The following is a 19,909-nucleotide window of genomic DNA, read 5'->3' as shown; positions in this document are numbered from 1 at the left end:
CTGCTGCAGCTTCTGATGATTTTCTTCGCCAAGAAGATACCAGTCAAGCTCTCTGGCCTCACTCCACTCACGCAGCTGTCCGAAATCCTGTCCCATAAACAGAAGCTTCTTACCCGGATGCCCGAACATAAAAGTATATCCGGCCTTCAGGTTCTTGAATTTATCATCCAGCTCTCCTGGCATCTTCTCCAGCATAGAACACTTCAGATGTACTACCTCATCATGAGACAGAACCAGAACATATTTCTCACTGTATGCATAAGTCATAGAAAATGTCATCTTATTATGATTAAATTTACGGAAATATGGATCCAGCTTCATGTATTCCAGGAAGTCGTTCATCCAGCCCATATTCCACTTCAGAGAGAATCCAAGCCCGTCGTCTTCTGCCTTACCTGTTACCATCGGCCATGCGGTAGATTCCTCTGCGATCATGACAGTTCCATGATTTCTTCCGAGAACAACGGTATTCAGATGCTTAAAAAATTCAATAGCCTCCAGATTCTTGTTTCCGCCGTATTTATTGGCGATCCACTCACCGTCTTTCTTACCGTAATCCAGGTAGAGCATGGATGCAACCGCATCTACACGAAGACCATCAACGTGGCATTCCTCTACCCAGTAAAGAGCGTTTGCGATCAGGAAATTCTTCACCTCCGGACGTCCGTAATTGTAGATCTTGGTTCCCCAATCCGGATGCTCACCCTGTCTCGGATCTGCATGCTCATATACAGCAGTTCCGTCAAAGTTAACCAGTCCGTGTGCATCCTTCGGAAAATGTGCCGGTACCCAGTCAAGAATGATACCGATCTTCTGACGGTGAAGATAATCCACCAGATATTTGAAATCCTGCGGTGTTCCGTAGCGGGAAGTCGGTGCGTAATAGCCGGTTACCTGATAGCCCCAGGAACCGTCAAAAGGATGCTCTGCGATACCCATAAGCTCCACATGGGTGTATCCCATTTTTTTGACATACTGTGCAAGCTTCGGCGCCAGTTCTCTGTAGGAATAGAAACCATCCTCATCCTCTGCTGTCTGCGGATGCTTCATCCAGGAACCCGGATGCACCTCATAGATAGACATGGCACCTGTGTCCGGATCAAAGTTCTCGCGATTTTTCATCCAGGTATCATCTTTCCATTTATAGTTGGTGATATCTGTAATACGAGAAGCTGTTCCGGGACGCATTTCAGCGGCATTGGCATATGGATCTGCCTTGTAAAGCTCCTCACCATGTGCACCTGTAATGTAAAATTTATACAGCTGTCCGATCTTCGCTCCCGGTACAAATGTCTCATAAACGCCAATGGGTCCAACTTTTTTCATGGGATTCTTCTCCGTATCCCATTCGTTGAATTCACCTATAACAGAAACCGCCTGTGCATTAGGTGCCCACACTGCAAAATAAACCCCCTTTTTTCGGTTCTGCGTATCTGGATGTGCTCCCAGCTTCCTGTAAATATCATAATTCGTGCCCTGACCAAACAGATACTGGTCAAGCTCCGTAAATTGTAATTTCTTTCCCATTTTCAGGTACCTCCCTTTATAGTTCTGCCACCGTCCATTCCCCAATTTTAAGTGGAATTTTTTATTCTATAATTATACCAATCCCCATATTTTCAGTCAAGGAAAAACCCTCTCCGGCTAATATGTGTCTATTATCCGACAGTGTCAGATAAAGTCAAAAAAGAGACCTGAATGACGCACATTTTGTCATTCAGGTCTCTCCTGTCATTTTTTAATATTCTTCGCTTCCATCGTCATAAGATTCGTCGTAGGAACCATCATCATAGCTTCCATCATCGGAAGATCCATCCGAATAATCACTTTCGTCAGAACCATCGGAATAGTCCCCTTCATCGGAAGATCCGTCACTGACATCCGATCCGTCAGAAGAATCGCTTCCATCGGAGCCATCCTCAGAGGAATCCTCTGAATCGCTGGAATTTCCTGCATATCCTGCAACACGACCAGCCTGAAGAGAGCTGTCCCAGAAGTCAGAATAGGAAGCACTCTGTAACGTAACATCCTTCGCTTCTGCAAGCTCGCTGACTGTTACAAGCTTATATCCCTGGTCGATCAGTGCCGGGATCAGCTTCTCTGTGGCACACTTCACAGATGGTTCATGAATATCATGCATCAGGATGATAGAACCGTCTCCCAGTGAGGAATCATTCATGATCTGGTTATAATCTGCATCCGCATCCATCAGCTTCCAGTCCAGAGAATCCGTAGACCACATGAAGAAAGGCTTGCCAACTGCACTCATCTGCTCATCTGTGATCGCGCCATACGGTGCACGACATACCGTTGATGCCTGCCCACAGGCTTTTACCAGTGCATCATCCGTCTTCTGGAACTCCTGCATAACAGAATCCAGATCCATATTCGGCAGTGTCTGTTCCGGATGATCCCAGGTATGGTTACCGATCTCGCAGCCAAGCTTTACCATTCGCTGTATGGTAGATTCACGGCCCTCCACATTCTGTCCCAGCATAAAGAACGTAACATGGATATTGTATTTCTCAACAGTATCAAGAAGTGTCTCTGTATACTCTCCAGGACCATCATCAAAGGTCAGAGCGATCATCGGGCGCTTCTTGGAAGGATCATAAGAGCCATCCTCATTAAAATAATAGTCCTTCACACCTTTCTCCACCCATCCGGTCTGCATGTATCCCTTTTTATCAAAGCTGTATGTTGTTCCGTCAATATCCGCAAAACCATTTACATAATATGTACCATCCGGATTCTGATACCACTTTCCTGTAGAATCCTCATGCCATCCCGGAGTCATAACAGAAAGCCTTTCGCCTGCTGCACTGCCCTTTACCGGCATCACCGTTGCATCCGTACCGGAATCCGCGCTGTCTGTATCCGAAGCAGCCGTATCCGTCGATGCCGTACCGTCCTTCGTACTGCTGCCTGTGGAAGCTCCGGCGGTATTTGCCTGGACATTTACTGTCTCCGCATCCTTATTGCTTCCGCCGCCTGCATGGTTGACGATGGGAAGAATTACCCCTCGAACAACAAAAACCAGCAGAAGAATCGCCGCAACTACACAGGTTATCCGCTTCATCATCCGCCGCCGTCTTAACTGCTGCTGTTTTCTGCGCATCCTCTCACGCAAAACTCTTTTGTCCATTTTTTACATCCCCGTTTATATACTCATATCTTTCTTTGATATTTAATGTCTGTCTTTAATCATACCGCATTTAACGCTTAAATACAATGGAAATTCCCGAAAGAATCTCTTAATTTGTTACTGTTCACTCCGTTCTCAGTAACACACTTCGCGATGCACATGTAAAAAAAATGGTACCCGAAACACATTCCGGGCACCACACTTTTTTAGCTGCTGATACTGTCAGATCACTCCTGACCCGCTGCATCCTGATCCGCCTCGCCGTCTTCCGGCACCATATCTGTAGCCTCTGCCGCTTCCAGCTCTTCATCCACGGTACCTTCCGCACTGCTTCCGTCCGAGGAAGGATCATCTCCGTTTACTCCCTGGGTATCACCGGCAGAAACCTTCTCCTCAACCGTTGCATTGTCCAGGATAAAATCTTCCACTCTGAGAAGTCCGATGGATTCATCCACGGCTGCCTGTCCGTATTTATCTACCAGCGCAGCCAGATCCTTCACACTGTATGCTTTGATCAGTTCATCCTGGATACTGAGAGATTTTTTGTCTTCAAGTGTCATATTCTCCGCATCCATGATCCCCTGTACGATCAGGTTCTGCTTTACTTTAAACTCCGCATACTGACCGCTCTGCTCCTCAAAATCATCCATGGAGATTCCCTGAGCTTTTACAAAATCCTCCAGCGTCATATCACCCTGTTTTGCATAATTCTCATACAGACTGCGAAACTCTGTCTTGGCTGTATCCAGATCCTCCTGTGGATATTCCTTCACTTCAGATGCTGAGAGCACTGTGTTCCATGCAGTTTCACGCAATGTGTTCTGTGCACTTGTCTTCGCTTCATCCTCCAGTGTAGTACGGATTTCCTTCTTGTAATCATCCACACTCTTGCAGTCTGTATTCTTGGCTACCCAGGTATCGGTAAGCTCAGGTGCACGCTTAAAGCTCTGCAGAGTGACCTTAAATACCACTTCCTGTCCGGCCAGCTCTTCCGAAGAGTATTCCTTCGGGAAAGTCAGATCGAGATCCTTAGTCTCACCTTTTTTCATTCCGATGATCCCGTCCTCAAATCCGTCGATAAACGTTCCGGAGCCTATGGTCAGCTCATAATTATTTGCAGTACCGCCGTCAAAAGCCACTCCGTCCTTGGTTCCCACATAATTAATGGTAACCACATCTCCGTTCTGAACACTGCCTTCCGTTACTTCCTCAGCCTTGTTCTGAAGCTCTTCCTTGATCCTTCCGTCAACCATATCATCGGTTACGGCTTCTACTGTGTTATCAAGAGTCAGCCCCTTATATTCTCCGATGGTCACATATTTGCTCACATCATCCACGGAAACAAGCCTTGTGTCTCCGGAGGCTGCCTCTTCGCTGTCTTTATTGGAATCCGTTTCTTCTGACTCTTTGGAATCTGCAGATCCGGAATCTTCTTTATCTGTTGTATCCTGCGCTTCTGCTGCAGGTTTTTTGTCATCTTTCTGGTCTGTTGATGTGCCACATGCAGTGATCGCCAGTGCCGCACACAGTGCAAGAACCATGAGATATGCTTTTTTCTTCATAACCTACTCCCTTCATCAAGTACTGTCGGTTCGATTATAATCTTTTTTTATACAGATTTGTAAAGTGTGTTTGCTGTCTTACATTTCCGGTACCGGTGTCGGTCTGGAAGAATCCCACACCTCCGATACATCAAACAGGTCACTGAGCATATCCGGATTGTAATACATTCTGTATCCATCCAGATTCCGTCTTCCCTGACGGAAATATTCACTTGTGATCTGCACAAAATACTGACTGGAATCTACATTGCAGAAATAGCGGTAGCCACGGCTTTTGTAATACTCATACTTCTCATTATCCGAGGTGTATCCTTCCCAGTCGCCGATATCCGCACCAAAGGCAAAAATGATCATATCGGTTTTTCCGAGGATGGGTGCCACATATTTTTCCCATTTTTTATTATCGGTCTTCAACTCCGCTGCTGTGGAGCTTGTAGCGTTTCTGTGACCCCAGGTATGGCTTGCAAATTCCCACCCGTCCTTTTTCATGGCCTTCGCCACTTTTTTGGCTGCTTTTACTTCTTTATCATAGTCAAAATCCGGATTGGCCTTGAGAAAAGCCTTCTGGTCATCCTGAAGATTCTTCTTGGTCTTATATGCCCCATCTGTACGGTAGCCCAGAACACCATTATAACCGGTCATTGCCAGGATACCCTTTCTTCCATGATAGGAAAAATCCGGATGTTCTTTGATAAAGGAATCCAGGATCGGCACCACATCGTAATCTCCGGTCACAACTGTACCGTCTGCCTTCTTATACTCGCATTTGATATCTCCGTTGTCGTCGATCACCAGCTTTGTGGCAAATCCGTCTCCGTCCATATAATGATAGTAGCTGACGTCATCCTCTGAAAGAACAAAAGGGATCTTGCCTTCCGGCAGCATGATCTTTCCCTTGCTCATGGTTCCGTCATCATTGATCACAGCCATATCATGAGGACTCACCAGTACGTAACCCTTATCATACATGATCTGGAGCATTTTTTTGAATTCGCTGACTGTGGTCATCATCTGATTATATCCGGCCTCATCGGAATCTCCGTCAAAGGCCAGTGAAGTATTCACGATCAGGGAATGAAAAAATACATGGGTGATATTCTCAAGTGGATATTCCACACAGGCATCTCTTTTTTTCATGTAGGCTGCTGCTGCTTCCTGCATCTTGTCACTGGTGGCAAATTTCCAGTTGTTTTTCAACACGGAGATCGCGCCGGTGTAATCATACTGCTGTGCCAGTTTTTTGGCTTTTTTGAGAAGTGTTTTTTCGTCTGAGGAAGTACTGTCGGAGCTGTTCTCGGCAGCTTCCCTTTTCTGTGTTTCTTTTTCTGCCTTTTTTTCTTCCTTCGGTGTCTCGGTAGCTGCCGGCTGGTCCTCCGGGTCCGCTGCTACTTTGGCTTCTTCGGACTGTTCTTCTTCGGCTTCTGCAGCTTCTGCTTCCGCTTCATCAGACTGTGTATCCTCGTCATCCTGTGTCCCAGAGATCATATTGTCCACCTGAACAGTGACCGGATGGTTTCCGCCCACAAGAAGTGACGCCGCAAGCACTGTTGTCAGTACACCTGCAATTTTTTTCTTCATAATAATATATATGCCCCTTTCTAAAAGTCCCCTCGTATCTCCGGATATGACCGTTACATCGGCGGTACCGGTGTCGGTCTTGCCGGATCAAAAACATCTTTTACGTCAAAAAGATCGGATAACAGTTCCGGGTTATAATACATACGGTATCCATCCAGATTCCGTCTTCCCTGACGGAAGTACCGATCCCGGATCTGTACATAATACTGGCTGGAATCCACGTTGCAGTAATAATTATATCCCTGCCCCTTCAGATATTCGAATTTATCCCCGGAATACTCCTGGTCATTGGTAATGTCGGTTCCAAAAGCAAAAATGATAACATCCGTTCCCCCGATCAGCGGATCTACATTTTTCTTGAAACGTTCGGTATCTGCCTGAAGCTTCTCCAGTGTGACCTGTCCCACATTCTGATGTCCCCAGGTATGGCTCGCAAATTCCCAGCCTTCTGCCTTCATGGCATCGGCAACCTTTTTTGCGGCTGCCCGTTCTTTTTCCAGGCTGAAATCCGGATGTGCATCCAGCCACTGTACTTTATTTTCATCCAGATCTGCCGGACGGGTCTCATAGCTTTCGTCGGTCCGGTATCCCAGGATCCCGTTGTATCCGGTAAGTGCCAGGATTCCTTTTGCACCGCGGTATGAGAAATCCGGATGCTTTTCCACAAAACGGTCGATCAACGGAACCATGTCATAATCTCCCACGGAGACACTTCCGTCATCTTCCACATATTCATTGCGGATCTTTCCTTTATCATCCACGATCAGCTTCGTGGCATAGCCGTCACCGTCCATGTAATGATAATAGCATACATCATCCTGTGAGAGGACAAACGGCGTTTTCCCAGGCGGAAGAAGGATCTCTCCCTCTGTGATATTCCCGTTGTCGTCTGCCTTTGCCATGTCCTTGATGCTTACCATCACATAGCCCTTGTCATACATGGTCTGCGTGATCTTGTTAAACTCATCAATGGTTGTCATGACCTGATTATAATCTGCTTCTTTGTAGTCTCCGTCAAACGCTTTGGATGGATCCTTGATCAGAATATGATAAAAGACATGTGTCACCTTTTCAAGGGGCCATGCCGTACAGGTTGCTTTTATGTCTTCGTATTTTTTTGCAGCTGCCTGCATCTTCTTATCCGAATCATAGGACGGAGCCTTTTTCAGAAGATCGATAGCTTTGTCATAGTTATACTGACTGGCCAGAAGCTCTGCCTCTGCGAGAGTATCTTTGGAAGCGGTCTCTGTATTTTTAGTACCTGCTTCTAAAGCTTTTTCTCCGGAAACAGTCTGTTCTTTCTGTTTGTCAGAAGAAACCATCTTCTCTTTTGAAGCCTTCTCACTTCTGCCCTTCAGCGCACCGACCCCTACGGATGCCCCGACTGCGACGATCATTGCCGCTGTTATGATGGCCAGACGTTTTCTGCGTTCCTTCAGCTGGCGCTTTCTGCGGCGTTTCAATATCTCTTTCCGCCATTCTTCGTACTCAGGAGTTCCCATTTCCGGTCGGGTTCCCCCGGGCTTTTTCTCTTTCATATAATATTTCCTCCATCTCTGGTTTATCCATTACATATGTTAGCTCAAAGATAGTTATGTCCTGTATTCTCTGCAGCATACACAGATGAACTGCATCGTAATCATTATAACTGGTAACTGCTGAAATTTCCACCGTTCCACCTGTCTTTTTCACTTTTTTAATTGCCTTTTTGACGAAACAATGCTAAAATGTTGTTTGCGTAATGTAACCGATTGCGAAACAAATATATATACAGGGGGATTCTCAAATGAGTACAGTTACCATCGTTCTTCTGGTCATCCTCGTTATTCTGATCGCAGCAGTGATCGCACTCTATTTCTTCGGAAAAAAAGCTCAGAAAAAACAGGACGAACAGCAGGCTCAGATCCAGGCTAACAAGCAGACAGTTTCCATGCTGGTCATCGATAAAAAACGGATGCCGCTGAAAGATTCCGGACTTCCACAGATGGTCATCGACCAGACACCTAAGCTTATGCGCCGGTCCAAGCTTCCGATCGTAAAAGCCAAAGTCGGTCCGAAGATCAACATCCTTATTGCAGATGAAAAAGTTTTTGATCTGATCCCGGTCAAAAAAGAGATCAAAGCTGAAGTCAGCGGCCTTTACATCGTTGGCGTAAAAGGAATCCGTGGTTCTCTCGAAGCACCACAGAAGAAGAAAAAAGGCTTCCTCGCAAGATTCCGTAAATGATCAGAATCCAAAACAGCCGCCATGCTTTCAGGAATTCCCCTGATGCATGGCGGCTGTTCTTATGTAGTGTAATTATATATCTTTTATTTTCTGCAGGATCTATAAAACAAAATCCTTGCAGTCTCTTGGCTGTACCTGGATCGCCAGATAGCAGTCTGCCACATGTTCTTCATTCATATCCAGCGCATAATCTGCTTTGATCTGAAGGTTCTCTTCGCTTTCCGTCAGCTCCAGATTCGTAGCTGAGATTCCCATCTGAAGTGTTCCGTAAGGGGTAGTATAATAGGTCATGTTTTTTTTGCCCTGTTCAAATACCATGTGTACATTGACCAGTCCCTTCTTGCTGACTTCCAGACCCTTTCCGGATACTTTTATGTAATTGATGGTGGGTTCTGCTGTTTCATCCAGCAGTTCCTCATATCTGAGATAATGAGAACCATTGCGGAAATAATACTGTCCCGGAACAATGATCTCTATAGGTTCCTGATCCCCCTGTGCATCCATCATCTGAAGCCCTCTTACATGGATCAAAACTTCTTTCTGCATTCTTTTCTCCTATCATTTATGTACAGATCTGTTTAATATTTTTCGATATCGATCTTCTGTGTTTTTTCTACGTTATACGGCAGAATGGAATTGGCAAAATCCTTAAACTTCTCTGCAAGATCACTTACATAAAAGCGATACGGGAATTCCTCCTGTGCTACCTCATTGCTGGCAAGATCCAGTCTGGAGAGTAACTTTTTAAGCTCCAGCGCCGTCTCATATGCAGGATTCACAAGGCAGACCTCCTCACCCATGATCTTGCGGATGGTAGATCTTAAAAGAGGATAGTGCGTACATCCGAGGATCAGTGTATCGATCTCCTGCTCCTGCAGCTCCTTCAGATATCTTCTGGCAACCTCCTCGGTGACCGGATCATGATACCAGCCCTCTTCTACCAGCGGAACAAACAGCGGGCACGCTTTTCCGATCACGGTGATCTCCGGATCCAGTTCCTTCAGATAAGAGGCATGGATACCGCTTCCTACCGTGCCCACCGTTCCGATAATGCCCACCCGTTTATTTCTGGTTTCCTGGGCAGCAACTTTGGCACCGGCCTCGATCACTCCAAGGATCGGGATATCCAGTTCATCCTTCACCGCATCCAGAGCAAATGCACTGGCTGTATTACAGGCCACCACAATGGCCTTCACCTTCTGTTCCTGCAGAAAATGAATGATCTGGCGGGAATAACGGATCACCGTTTCTCTGGATTTGCTTCCATAGGGAACTCTGGCTGTGTCTCCGAAATATACGATTTTTTCCGATGGGAGATTGCGCATGATCTCCCGGGCTACTGTCAGTCCTCCGATACCGGAATCAAACACACCCACCGGTGCGTTTCTGTCTATATTCATTGATCTTATCTCCTGAAATAATTAATCGAACGTGATTGGTCCGTTGAAATATTGTATCACCAATCCAGGGCTTGCGCAAGCCAGAAGGATATCTTCACCGGCTTATTTTCCCCGTTGTCCTCTGCTTTTTCAAAACAGAATTCCGGGTAGATCGTTCCCCACCAGGCATAAAACTGTGGCTGCTGATCACCGGCAGTTCTTCTCTCCCAGGTACTCCCTGCAAGGATCACTGCCGTGAGCAAAAGGAACCCTCCTGCTTTTTTTAATACATGCTTCTTCATTTTTATATGCTCCATGAGCAAGCCCTCCTGTCAAAAATCTTCTGATGATCTTATCCAGAGATATATTGTACGATTTATCGTACTGATCATCATCTATATTATTAACAGTCCGGCTCCCATCTATTCATTACTGCCGTAATCCACTTCCAGAAGCTCACCTTCCACCCATATCTCCGGAAGCCAGGGCAGCGTTCCATCCTGACAGAACTGATGATATACCTCCCGCAGAGTCACACCCTTCTTCTGCTGCCCGGATGTGCGGTTCTCCTGGATTCCCTGAAGGTATTCCCCTATGGAGCTTTCCCGGGCTCCCTTCCAGTGAAAAACATCTCCCAGCATATCCGTCCGGAACACGTAGACATCCTCTCCGATATGCTCTTCCTGCTTCAGATATCCGATCAGTGCTTCCCGGGATCCCTCTTCCAGGATCTGTTCATCCAGGATCAGCACTTCAAGATGACCCAGATCCAGAAATTTTTCCTGAGACCGGTTGTAGACTGCCTCGATCTCCTGAAAATCCCGGCCGGAAAGAGTCAGCACAGAAATCGGATCTTCGTCCGGTTTTTCCTGTCCGGTAGCTGTACTCATATCCGGCATTGCATATTTCAGCACAAAGCCATTCTCTGAAACACCGGCCCCCAGTGCCAGCGGATAAGCTCTTTTTTCCGGTTCTACTGCCGCACAGCCTGATCCCGTCAAAGTGATGACCAGGACAAGTCCTGCCACAGTTACTTTTTTCTTCCGTCTTCCCCGGTTTTCCGTACTGAGAAAAAGCTGTATCACAAGCAGAAACGGCACAAAGATGTACCCCAGATACCAGCCATAATACTCCCGGATCCCCATCCCGTTTCTCTCATACAGGGAAAGCAGCCAGCCTGCTGCCGGGATCCAGTACCGACCGGTCCCGAATCCGGTTTTTTCCGCGATCTGATTTCCGTAATGAAACAAACTTCCCAGAGAAAACAAAAGTCCGAATACCAGAAACCCCATCCATATCACATCAAATCTCGCCAGTACGTTTCCCGGAAGATCTGCACCCTCCAAAAGAGGCAGTACCGGACAGATCTCGTTTTTAAGGCGTGCACCTCCAAAGACTGCCGGAAGAAGGAGCTGCATTCCAAAAATGATCCCGCAAACTGTAAGAAAAGCCAGGATCACAGGTTTTCTGGCACTTCCTTGTTTTTTTGCATACTCCAGCCCGAAAGGAAGAAGTCCTGCTCCTGAAAAAGCACACAAAAGTGTATACAGATCACGGAGCCATCGCTCTCCTGTAAATCCTGTTTCCGGATCTTTCATCACTTCCATAAAGTACTCTGTTTTTCCCTGCCCTGCACATAAAAGCATCAGAAGAAGAATCCCTGCCAGAAAAATCCTTCCGGACACCTCAGCGATCCGCCCTCTTCTCTGCATTCCGCGATGCGTTCCCAGACTACAGGCTGCAACTGCAAGAAGAGACAGCCATTTTCCGGAAATCCCGCTGATCAGACTTTCCGGGATCACCTCCCCCAGAAGGCCCGAAAGAAATGCCGAACTTACGATCACATATACCAAAAAGAACAGGCCAATAAATCGTACAGTAAAACTTCCTATCCTTTTGGAAAGCTCCCCATATGCAGGTGTCAGACGTATCAGCCAGATTACATAAAAAGAGAGCACTACGGCCGCAGCAGCTGTCCCTGCCATGGCACTGATGCCCAACATCGCTCCATTCTTAAACAGGCACAGCAGAAACGGCGCCGGAAACACCAGTATGATCTGCCGAAAAAGCTGTCTGTGGGAAATCCTGTTATTCTCCGCAAATCTCATAACCTTTATCCTTTCCGGCTCCATGGCCTTGTCCGAAGCCTGCGTTTCTGGGCATTTCTGGCATACAGCGGCCGGAATTTCCGCTTCCGGAAGGGCTGTCGCAAAATCCTTCCACCGGTTTCCGCCTCACTGTTCTTCTCTACAAAAGGTACCAGATATGGGACACCGAAGCTTAAAAGTCCTGCCAGATGCGCCATGGTGAGATACAGTCCCAACACGATTCCGAATATACCTAGAAATCCTCCCAGAAACAGAAAAGCGTACTTCAGAAGCCGGAATGCAGAAGCAAATTCCTCATTAGGTATAGCCAGTGATCCCAGTGCTGTCAGTGCCACGATGATCACTACCACCGGGCTGACAAGATTGGCCTCCACCGCAGCCTGTCCGATGATCAGTCCTCCTACGATCCCAATGGCATTTCCAAGAGCTCCCGGGATCCGCACACCAGCCTCCCGTATCAGCTCAAAAGACAGTTCCAGGAACACCAGCTCCACTACACTGGAAAATGGAACGCCCTCTCTTGCCTGTGCAAAGGAAAGGATCAGATTCGCCGGAAGGATCTGTGTATGAAACCGGATCACAGCCAGATAAAGTCCGGGGAGCAGCGTTGCCACAGCCATGGCCAGATACCGGAGCACCCGCAGGAAGGATGCCATCTCAAAACGGTTGTACCAGTCTTCACTGCTTTCCATAAAACTGTTGAATGCTCCGGGAACCACCAGTGCCACCGGCGAATTGTCGCAGAGCAGAACTGCTTTTCCATTCAGCAGCTCCTGGGCAGCCCGGTCCGGCCGCTCCGTTGTCTGAAACTGAGGAAAGGGAGAATACCATGCTTCTTCTGTCAGCTGTTCCAGCATCCCGCTGTCCAGGATCCCGTCCACTGCAAAAGATTCCAGGCGCTCTTTCACAGCAGTCAGAAGCTCCTCATGGACCAGATCCTCCACATAAAGAAGCTGTACCACCGTATTAGAGCGTACACCGATGCTGCTCTGCTCCACCTTCAGCCTGGTATCCCGGATCCGCTTTCTCACAAGGGCCGCATTGGTTTTTACACTGTCACAGAACCCCTCCTTGGAGCCTCTGAGGACCTTTTCCGTTTTCACCTCTGATACAGCCAGCCCCGGATATCCTTTACTGGAAATTTTCATTGCTTTGTCGTATCCATCCAGAAAGAAAACTGCATTTCCCGAAAGAATGGCACCAAATACCTCCTCCATAGAAGACAGCTCCTTCACATCTGCAATTCCAAGACTGTTTCGGCGGATAAATTCCCGGATCTTTTCCTCCGGAATCTCCCAGAAATGATTGATCATTTTTCCGATAGCAGAATCATCCAGCATCATGTTTGAAACCGCAACCTCAATATAGACCATCAGACAGTCCGCCTTATGTCCCTCACCAAGGCGCATGGGTCTGATCAGGATATCATCGCAGTTTTCACACCGTTTCCGGATATACGATTCATTTTCATGAAGAGATATCGATATCTTCCTTGTTTCCATAAAGTCACCATCCTTTATGCAGTCAGACGGATAAAAGCATCCGCATTCGGTTAAAAAAAGAGATGCCCCAATGACATCTCTCTTAATATTCCCGCATATCCGGTTCTTATTCTTTTTTCTCGGCCTCTTTGGCCTCATTCTCCGCGCGGATAGTACGGATGATCGCTTTTCGTTGATTCTCCAGATGATGGAAAGAAATATCCTGCGCCTTTTGCACATCTCCTTCACGGATGGCTTTTACCAGTTCTTCATGCTCACTGACCAGAAGATTTCTTGTCTGCTCCTCCTTCAGATACTCTACACGATAACGGTACATCTGCTCACGGAGATTATTCAGGACCTGATTCAGACGCTTATTATCAGAAGCCTGATATATGATCTCGTGGAAAGCCACATCGGTTTCCGCCAGACGGACCAGATTTCCCTCTGCTTTTGTTTTTTCAAATTCCTTGGCTGCCACCCAGAGCCTTCCCAGCTCATCCTCTGTGATCAGCTTGCACGCTTTTTCTATGGCAACATTTTCGAGGGCGATACGCACCTCCAGAACATCGTTCAGATCCTTCTCTGTGATGCTGGCTACCTGTGCACCTCTGCGTGGGATCATCACTACAAGACCTTCCTGCTCCAGCTTGCGCATAGCCTCACGCACCGGTGTTCTGCTCACGCCAAGACGCTCTGCAAGGGCGATCTCCAGAAGTCTTTCGCCCGGCTTCAGCTCTCCCTTCAGGATTGCCTGCCGCAAGGTGTTAAAAACAACATCCCGAAGCGGCAGATATTCATTCATATCCACAGAAAAATCACTTGTCATTTGTAACTCCTCCATCTCTATTGTAAATATCCGTGGCAAATACAGTCTTTGCAAGCCCGCTCTTTCTGAGGCTTCTGGCTGCCGCGGCCATCTTATCCCTGTTATCAAAGATTCCAAACACAGTAGGACCGCTTCCGCTCATCACGGCTTTCAGCGCACCTTTTTCTTCCATAAGGTTCTTGATATTGCCGATCACAGGATACTGTCGGATGATCCCCGGTTCAAATACATTCTCCATTCTGGATGCCATGGCATACAGATCATTATTTCTGATAGCTCCGATGAGTCCATCGATGTCCGGATGTTTTCCGATCCCTTCCAGATTCAGATTCTCATAGGCTGTTTTTGTGGAAACATTGATTCCCGGTTTTCCTATCAGAACATAACATTTCGGAACTTCCGGAAGTCTGGTCAGCTTCTCTCCGATTCCCTCCGCAAGAGCTGTTCCCCGCATGATACAATACGGAACATCTGCTCCGACCTTTACTGCACGTTCCATCAGCTGTTCTTCAGTAAGCCCTAAATGGAACATCCGGTTCACACCCACAAATGCGGCCGCTGCATCGGAGCTGCCTCCTGCCATGCCTGCTGCCACCGGGATAAATTTACGAAGCTTGATGGAAAGTCCCTCTTCAACATCGAACTCCTCCATCAGCATCTGTGCTGCCTTATATACAAGATTTCTCTGATCTGTAGGAATAAACGGAAGATTGGTCGTCAGTACGATCCCCGGCCGTCTGGTCTTTCTGATATCCAGGATATCATACATACGGATGGTCTGCATGATCATGCGTACCTCATGATAACCGTCCTCTCTCTTTCCCAGAACATCAAGTCCGAGATTGATCTTTGCCATTGCTTTTAAACGCATAAGCCCCTCCATTTGTACTTTGTATACAGTATTTATACATGTATTTTATATGATTTTTACATTCTTTTCAACAGCAAAATATTCCACTTTTTATTTGATCTGACCTTCCACTTTTTTCACAACAAGAAGCGGAGTTCCCGGAGAGGGTTCCTGATTTTCCTTGAGAGCATTGATCGTCCGGATCTCTTGGATAGATGTGTGATATTTCCTTGCGATATCCCACAATTCATCTCCCGGTTTTACCATATAAACCAGGATTCCCGGCATAGCCTGGAGTTTTTTCATATCCAGTGGTTTTTCCTCTACTTTCTCAATGATAAATACCGGTTCTCTGGCAACTGCCAGAAGCTCCAGTCCTACAGTTGCCCGGATCTCGATCTCATTTCCATCTGCCATGGCTGCGGAAAGCTGCTCCAGCTTTGCTTTTAACTGATAACAGCTGTCCTGTCGGATCCCTCTTGCTTCCACCATATGGGAAAACGGTATCATTGCCTCCATGGAATAAAACGGCATATCATCATTTCCAATAATGTACAGGATCTTCAGCATGACCACGCCATCTGCCTGCACACCGTTCTCTACGATCCTGGTCTTATCAATCTTCACTTTTCCCTGACTGTGACACAGCTGGAGGACTTTTCCCTGAGTCTCCTTTACCTGGATCCTGTCACTGATCCTGCATCTGGAAAAATTACGTACCAGAAGCCGTTCCAGTACCTCATTCTTTCCTTCCGGAACACATTCACGGATCGGTGTATACACATCGGTAATGAGATCATATTCCTCTTCCCTGAAAAATTTCATATCCAGCTCCAGCACAACATCCGAAACAAGGATCCGTTCTTCCCCATCGACATCCGGTTTGGCCTCCAGACTCTGATGCATCACCGAAGCTTCGATCAGCGGGATCAGTTCCTCCGTGCAGTCCGGACATTCCACTTCTCCGGAAAAAGGCAGCGAATATTCCAGCCACTGCACCGGGGCTTCTGTATCTTCAGCTCCGTACAGCACAAAAACGGACAGCTCTCCTCTTGCCTTTACCACATTTTCCTCCGGCTTCAGATCCAGCCCCCGTACATCCATAGTATACCAGATCAGGCTGGCGATATCCGGACGATTGGAGGCAATGGTATACTCATCCTTGATCCGGAGTGTATCTTTTTTATGTACGGTAAGTCCCAGAAAACGGACTGTTTTTTTTCTGACGGATACCTCTTCTGCATCCAGCGCCACCGGCAGGCGGATCTGTTCTGTTTCATCCACAGTCACACAAAAAGTTACCAACGCTTTGATATTGAGCTTTCTGGAATGGATCAGGCGGATCGTAAGATCTTCAATTTCCCACTTCAGACACATTTTATCCCCGTTTATGATATTCTTCAGGTTCAAGGTTTCCTCAAATGGAAGTTTTGCAGTAAGACTGCTGACGATCCCTCTTTCTTCCCCCACATAAAGGATATCTACCTGCAGATTTCCCGTAAGAATACCTTTCCCGTCAGTAAGACGGACATCATCCATAATGATCCTGCCCTTATTCTGGATCAGTCTTCCTGCATCCGGTTTTGCATCCGGTACATTAAAATCCTCATCAAAAGTGATCTGACTTTTTGCCCTGCTTTTTTCCTTTAATATCTGCATGCTTTCTTTTTTTAATTCCACAGTCTATTCCCCTTTCTCCGACTCTTTTTTCACCGGACTGCTGCTTTCCCGGAACGTTACCGGCTTTTCCTGTTTCCGGGTTTTTATCACAATGCAGGGATAGGACGGAACTCCTGCCTCCTTAAGATCCTCCGGTCCAAGAAGTTTTGTAACAAAAAATATCCCATTCGAGGATTCTCCAAGCTCCTCTACCTGGATGCTGTATCCGCCACTCATCTGCCGCCCGTACCCTTTGGCCAGGTAAAGATCCTCTCCGGTTTCATAACTCAGCTGAAATTCCTTTTCCTTTTTTTCTTCCATAAGCCTGGAAAGCTCCTCCGGGATATCCCGGCGTTCCACAACGATGTAATCTACCGGTTTTCGTTCTTCTTCCTCCACCCGGACAAATCGACACCCGGAAAGCAGCAGTGCCAGCACGGCAGCTGTCAGCACGATCCGCAGAAATACTGCTTTTTTCATAATATAAGCCACCTGCATGATTCGTTACTGTTCACTCCGTTCTCAGTAACACGCTTTGCGGAAGATCACCAGTAAACAGTAACCATTATTCAGTATTTATTCTATGTGAGCAGGGAAAGATTTATTGCAACTATCGGATTTTCTTCGTATAATATAAAAATACCATCTTACTGCGGAACTCTCCGCAAGTATCTATAACAGAAAGGACAAAAGACATGATTCGATTCATACTTGTCTGTATCGTGGTGATCGCCTATCTGGTGCTGACCATTCCGGTTCTCCTTGTAGAATGGATCATCGGGAAATTTTCTCCCATGACTAAGGATATCAGCTCTCTGCGCATGGTACAGACCATATTCAAATTCATCCTGTGGATCACAGGCGCCAAAGTCACCGTCATCGGCGAAGAAAACGTTCCAAAGGATCAGGCTGTTCTCTATGTAGCAAACCACCGGAGCTATTTCGACATCCTGCTCACCTACAGCCGCTGTCCGATCCGCACCGGCTATGTTGCCAAGAAGGAAATGGAGCATTATCCGCTGCTCTCCAACTGGATGCGCAATCTCTACTGTCTCTTTCTCGACAGAGAGGATATCAAGCAGGGTCTGAAAACGATCCTCCAGGCCGCAGACTATGTGAAATCCGGCATTTCCGTATGTATCTTCCCGGAAGGAACCAGAAATAAGAATGTTGATGAAACAGAAATGCTGCCTTTCCATGACGGCAGCTTCAAGATCGCAGCCAGAGCCAAAAGCCCGATCATTCCTATTGCGATCAGCAACTCTGCCAATATCTGGGAGGCCAATTTCCCGAAGATGACACCTACACACGTAGTGATCGAATATGGCAAGCCTATCATTCCTTCAGAGCTTGACCGGGATACTCAGCGCCGCTTAGGTTCTTATACACAGGATATCATCAAAGAAATGCTGATCAAAAACAAAGAACTGGTGTGAACATCAAAAAAACCATATCTATGTCTGTTTTTCGACATAAGATATGGTTTTTTATTACTGTGTACCTGCTCCCAGGATTTTTTCCGCATTTTCGATGCGTTCTTTCGTTGGCGGATTGATTCCCTTCAGCGGATAATCAATATGCAGATTTTCCCATTTAAAGGTTCCGAGTGTGTGATATGGAAGAACCTCCACTCTCTCAACTGTCTTCAGTGTTGCGATAAAGTCAGCCAGCCGGTGGAGATAGTCATCCCGGTCATTGCGTTCCGGAACCAGTACGTGACGGATCCACATGGATACGCCCATATCGGAAAGCTTCCGGGCCATGGCAAGGATATTTTTATTGGTACATCCTGTGAGGATCTTATGCTGTTCCTCATCAATGTGCTTGATATCCAGCATGACAAGATCTGTGTACTTCATCAGCTCTTCCCATTTTTCATACCACGGACCCTCTTCTGTGTAAGGGTTGCCGCTGGTATCAAGTGTTGTGTGGATCCCAAGTTTTTTTGCTTTTCTGAACAGCTCAGTGAGGAAATCGATCTGTAACAGTGGCTCGCCTCCACTCACAGTAATACCGCCCTTACTTCCCCAGTAAGAGCGGTATCGACAGGCTTTTTCAAGCAGCTCATCTGCTGTGTACTCCGTCCCTGTTTTCATTTGCCAGGTGTCCGGATTGTGGCAGAACTGACAGCGCATGGCGCAGCCGCTCAAAAAGATCACATACCGGACTCCTGGTCCGTCAACAGAGCCGAAGCTCTCCAGTGAGTGGACGTAGCCAGTGATTTTTTTCTGGTCGTCCATATTTTTTATTACATCCTTTCGTGGCAGGTTCTTGCGATAACGTCAAGCTGCTGCTCTCTTGTAAGGTCGATGAACTTAACAGCGTATCCGGAAACACGGATCGTGAAGTTTGCATACTCCTCTTTTTCCGGATGCTCCATAGCATCGATAAGTTTCTCTTTACCGAATACGTTTACATTGAGGTGATGTGCACCACGGTCAAAGTATCCGTCAAGTACATTTACAAGATTCTCTGTACGCTCTTCCTCAGAATGGCCAAGTGCATCCGGGTTGATCGTCTGAGTATTGGAGATTCCGTCAAGGGCATCCTCATAGTCAAGCTTTGCAACAGAGTTCAGGGAAGCAAGAAGTCCGTTCTGCTCTGCGCCGTAAGACGGGTTTGCTCCCGGTGCCAGAGGCTCGCCGGCTTTTCTTCCGTCCGGAAGAGATCCTGTAGCTTTACCATAAACAACGTTGGATGTGATGGTAAGGATGGATGTGGTTGGCTTGGAATCACGATAGGTATGGATGTGTTTCAGCTTCTCAAGGAATGTGGAAAGCAGAGTTGTTGCGATCTCGTCTGCTCTGTCATCATCGTTACCATAACGTGGGAAGTCACCCTCAACCTGGAAGTCTGTTGTGATTCCGTCCTCGTCACGGATTGCTTTTACTTTTGCATATTTGATAGCGGAAAGGGAATCTACTACGTGTGAGAATCCGGCGATACCTGTTGCGAAGGAACGGTCAACCTTTGTATCGATAAGTGCCATCTCAGCTGCCTCATAGTAGTATTTATCATGCATGTAGTGGATCATGTTCAGTGTTCCAACATACAGATGTGCAAGCCAGTCCATCATCTGATCATATTTTGC

General features: G+C 46.9%; 19 protein-coding genes. 2 read left to right on the top strand and 17 right to left on the bottom strand.

What is annotated here, in order from left to right:
- The 6 genes from glgB to AB5026_RS12425 all read right to left on the bottom strand — a co-directional run.
- Positions 1-1,527, bottom strand: a 1,527-nt coding sequence (gene glgB, locus AB5026_RS12450; protein ID WP_368213410.1) for a 1,4-alpha-glucan branching protein GlgB, incomplete at its 3' end; no start/stop codon positions are given.
- Between the two features lie 211 nt (positions 1,528-1,738).
- A complete protein-coding gene (locus tag AB5026_RS12445; RefSeq protein WP_015525358.1) occupies positions 1,739-3,145 on the bottom strand; it encodes a polysaccharide deacetylase family protein in 1,407 nt (468 codons plus the stop codon).
- A gap of 227 nt (positions 3,146-3,372) precedes the next feature.
- Positions 3,373-4,707 carry a trigger factor gene (tig, locus tag AB5026_RS12440; protein ID WP_129974693.1) on the bottom strand — a complete coding sequence of 445 codons (1,335 nt, stop codon included), beginning with the start codon at positions 4,705-4,707 and terminating at the stop codon, positions 3,373-3,375.
- A 78-nt stretch (positions 4,708-4,785) separates the two neighbouring features.
- The gene (locus AB5026_RS12435; protein WP_227574305.1) at positions 4,786-6,285 is read right to left on the bottom strand and encodes a polysaccharide deacetylase family protein; all 1,500 of its coding nucleotides are present in this window, start codon (positions 6,283-6,285) and stop codon (positions 4,786-4,788) included.
- A 53-nt stretch (positions 6,286-6,338) separates the two neighbouring features.
- A complete protein-coding gene (locus AB5026_RS12430; protein WP_330603430.1) occupies positions 6,339-7,823 on the bottom strand; it encodes a polysaccharide deacetylase family protein in 1,485 nt (494 codons plus the stop codon).
- A complete protein-coding gene (locus AB5026_RS12425; protein ID WP_173741147.1) occupies positions 7,774-7,977 on the bottom strand; it encodes a hypothetical protein in 204 nt (67 codons plus the stop codon). The genes AB5026_RS12430 and AB5026_RS12425 overlap by 50 nt, the downstream gene beginning before the upstream one ends.
- 94 nt (positions 7,978-8,071) lie before the next feature.
- Here AB5026_RS12425 and AB5026_RS12420 point away from each other — a divergent pair, with 94 nt between their 5' ends.
- Entirely contained in the window at positions 8,072-8,512 is a 441-nt protein-coding gene (locus AB5026_RS12420; protein ID WP_021653070.1) for a type IV pilin, read from the top strand.
- 99 nt (positions 8,513-8,611) lie between these two features.
- Here the strand turns inward: AB5026_RS12420 and AB5026_RS12415 are convergent, their stop codons facing one another.
- The 9 genes from AB5026_RS12415 to AB5026_RS12375 all read right to left on the bottom strand — a co-directional run bounded on the left by AB5026_RS12415 (position 8,612) and on the right by AB5026_RS12375 (position 17,298).
- Positions 8,612-9,058: a DUF1934 domain-containing protein gene (locus AB5026_RS12415; protein WP_021653071.1), complete on the bottom strand. Its 447-nt coding sequence runs from the start codon at positions 9,056-9,058 to the stop codon at positions 8,612-8,614.
- A gap of 32 nt (positions 9,059-9,090) precedes the next feature.
- Positions 9,091-9,912 carry a glutamate racemase gene (gene murI / locus AB5026_RS12410; RefSeq protein WP_021653072.1) on the bottom strand — a complete coding sequence of 274 codons (822 nt, stop codon included), beginning with the start codon at positions 9,910-9,912 and terminating at the stop codon, positions 9,091-9,093.
- 56 nt (positions 9,913-9,968) lie between these two features.
- Positions 9,969-10,208: a hypothetical protein gene (locus AB5026_RS12405; protein ID WP_118753281.1), complete on the bottom strand. Its 240-nt coding sequence runs from the start codon at positions 10,206-10,208 to the stop codon at positions 9,969-9,971.
- A 105-nt stretch (positions 10,209-10,313) separates the two neighbouring features.
- Positions 10,314-11,999, bottom strand: coding sequence for a GerAB/ArcD/ProY family transporter (locus tag AB5026_RS12400; RefSeq protein ID WP_022427305.1), 1,686 nt, complete (start codon positions 11,997-11,999; stop codon positions 10,314-10,316).
- 5 nt (positions 12,000-12,004) lie between these two features.
- Positions 12,005-13,501 (bottom strand): spore germination protein, encoded by a 1,497-nt coding sequence (locus AB5026_RS12395; protein ID WP_022427304.1) that lies wholly within the window; start codon positions 13,499-13,501, stop codon positions 12,005-12,007.
- Between the two features lie 106 nt (positions 13,502-13,607).
- Positions 13,608-14,309 carry a GntR family transcriptional regulator gene (locus AB5026_RS12390; RefSeq protein WP_022427303.1) on the bottom strand — a complete coding sequence of 234 codons (702 nt, stop codon included), beginning with the start codon at positions 14,307-14,309 and terminating at the stop codon, positions 13,608-13,610.
- Entirely contained in the window at positions 14,299-15,180 is an 882-nt protein-coding gene (gene ispE / locus AB5026_RS12385) for a 4-(cytidine 5'-diphospho)-2-C-methyl-D-erythritol kinase (RefSeq protein ID WP_015525345.1), read from the bottom strand. The genes AB5026_RS12390 and ispE overlap by 11 nt, the downstream gene beginning before the upstream one ends.
- A 90-nt stretch (positions 15,181-15,270) precedes the next feature.
- Positions 15,271-16,839: an SPOCS domain-containing protein gene (locus tag AB5026_RS12380; RefSeq protein WP_368213408.1), complete on the bottom strand. Its 1,569-nt coding sequence runs from the start codon at positions 16,837-16,839 to the stop codon at positions 15,271-15,273.
- Positions 16,840-16,842: 3 nt separating this feature from the next.
- On the bottom strand, positions 16,843-17,298 hold the full coding sequence (locus AB5026_RS12375) for a protease complex subunit PrcB family protein (RefSeq protein WP_237972550.1): 456 nt from the start codon (positions 17,296-17,298) through the stop codon (positions 16,843-16,845).
- A gap of 215 nt (positions 17,299-17,513) precedes the next feature.
- On the opposite strand from AB5026_RS12375, the gene AB5026_RS12370 reads away from it, so the two are divergent.
- Positions 17,514-18,254: a 1-acyl-sn-glycerol-3-phosphate acyltransferase gene (locus AB5026_RS12370; RefSeq protein ID WP_237972549.1), complete on the top strand. Its 741-nt coding sequence runs from the start codon at positions 17,514-17,516 to the stop codon at positions 18,252-18,254.
- A gap of 54 nt (positions 18,255-18,308) precedes the next feature.
- Here AB5026_RS12370 and pflA read toward each other — a convergent pair whose 3' ends face one another.
- Positions 18,309-19,058 carry a pyruvate formate-lyase-activating protein gene (gene pflA, locus AB5026_RS12365; protein ID WP_015525340.1) on the bottom strand — a complete coding sequence of 250 codons (750 nt, stop codon included), beginning with the start codon at positions 19,056-19,058 and terminating at the stop codon, positions 18,309-18,311.
- 8 nt (positions 19,059-19,066) lie between these two features.
- Positions 19,067-19,909 (bottom strand): pyruvate formate lyase family protein (locus AB5026_RS12360; protein ID WP_368213406.1); only part of this gene is annotated, 843 nt, incomplete at its 5' end.

Origin of the sequence: Blautia sp. RTP21359st1_E11_RTP21359_211015 (genome assembly GCF_040910705.1) — a bacterium.
Lineage (GTDB): Bacteria > Bacillota > Clostridia > Lachnospirales > Lachnospiraceae > Blautia_A > Blautia_A fusiformis.
This window is presented reverse-complemented; position numbering and strand designations above follow the sequence as displayed.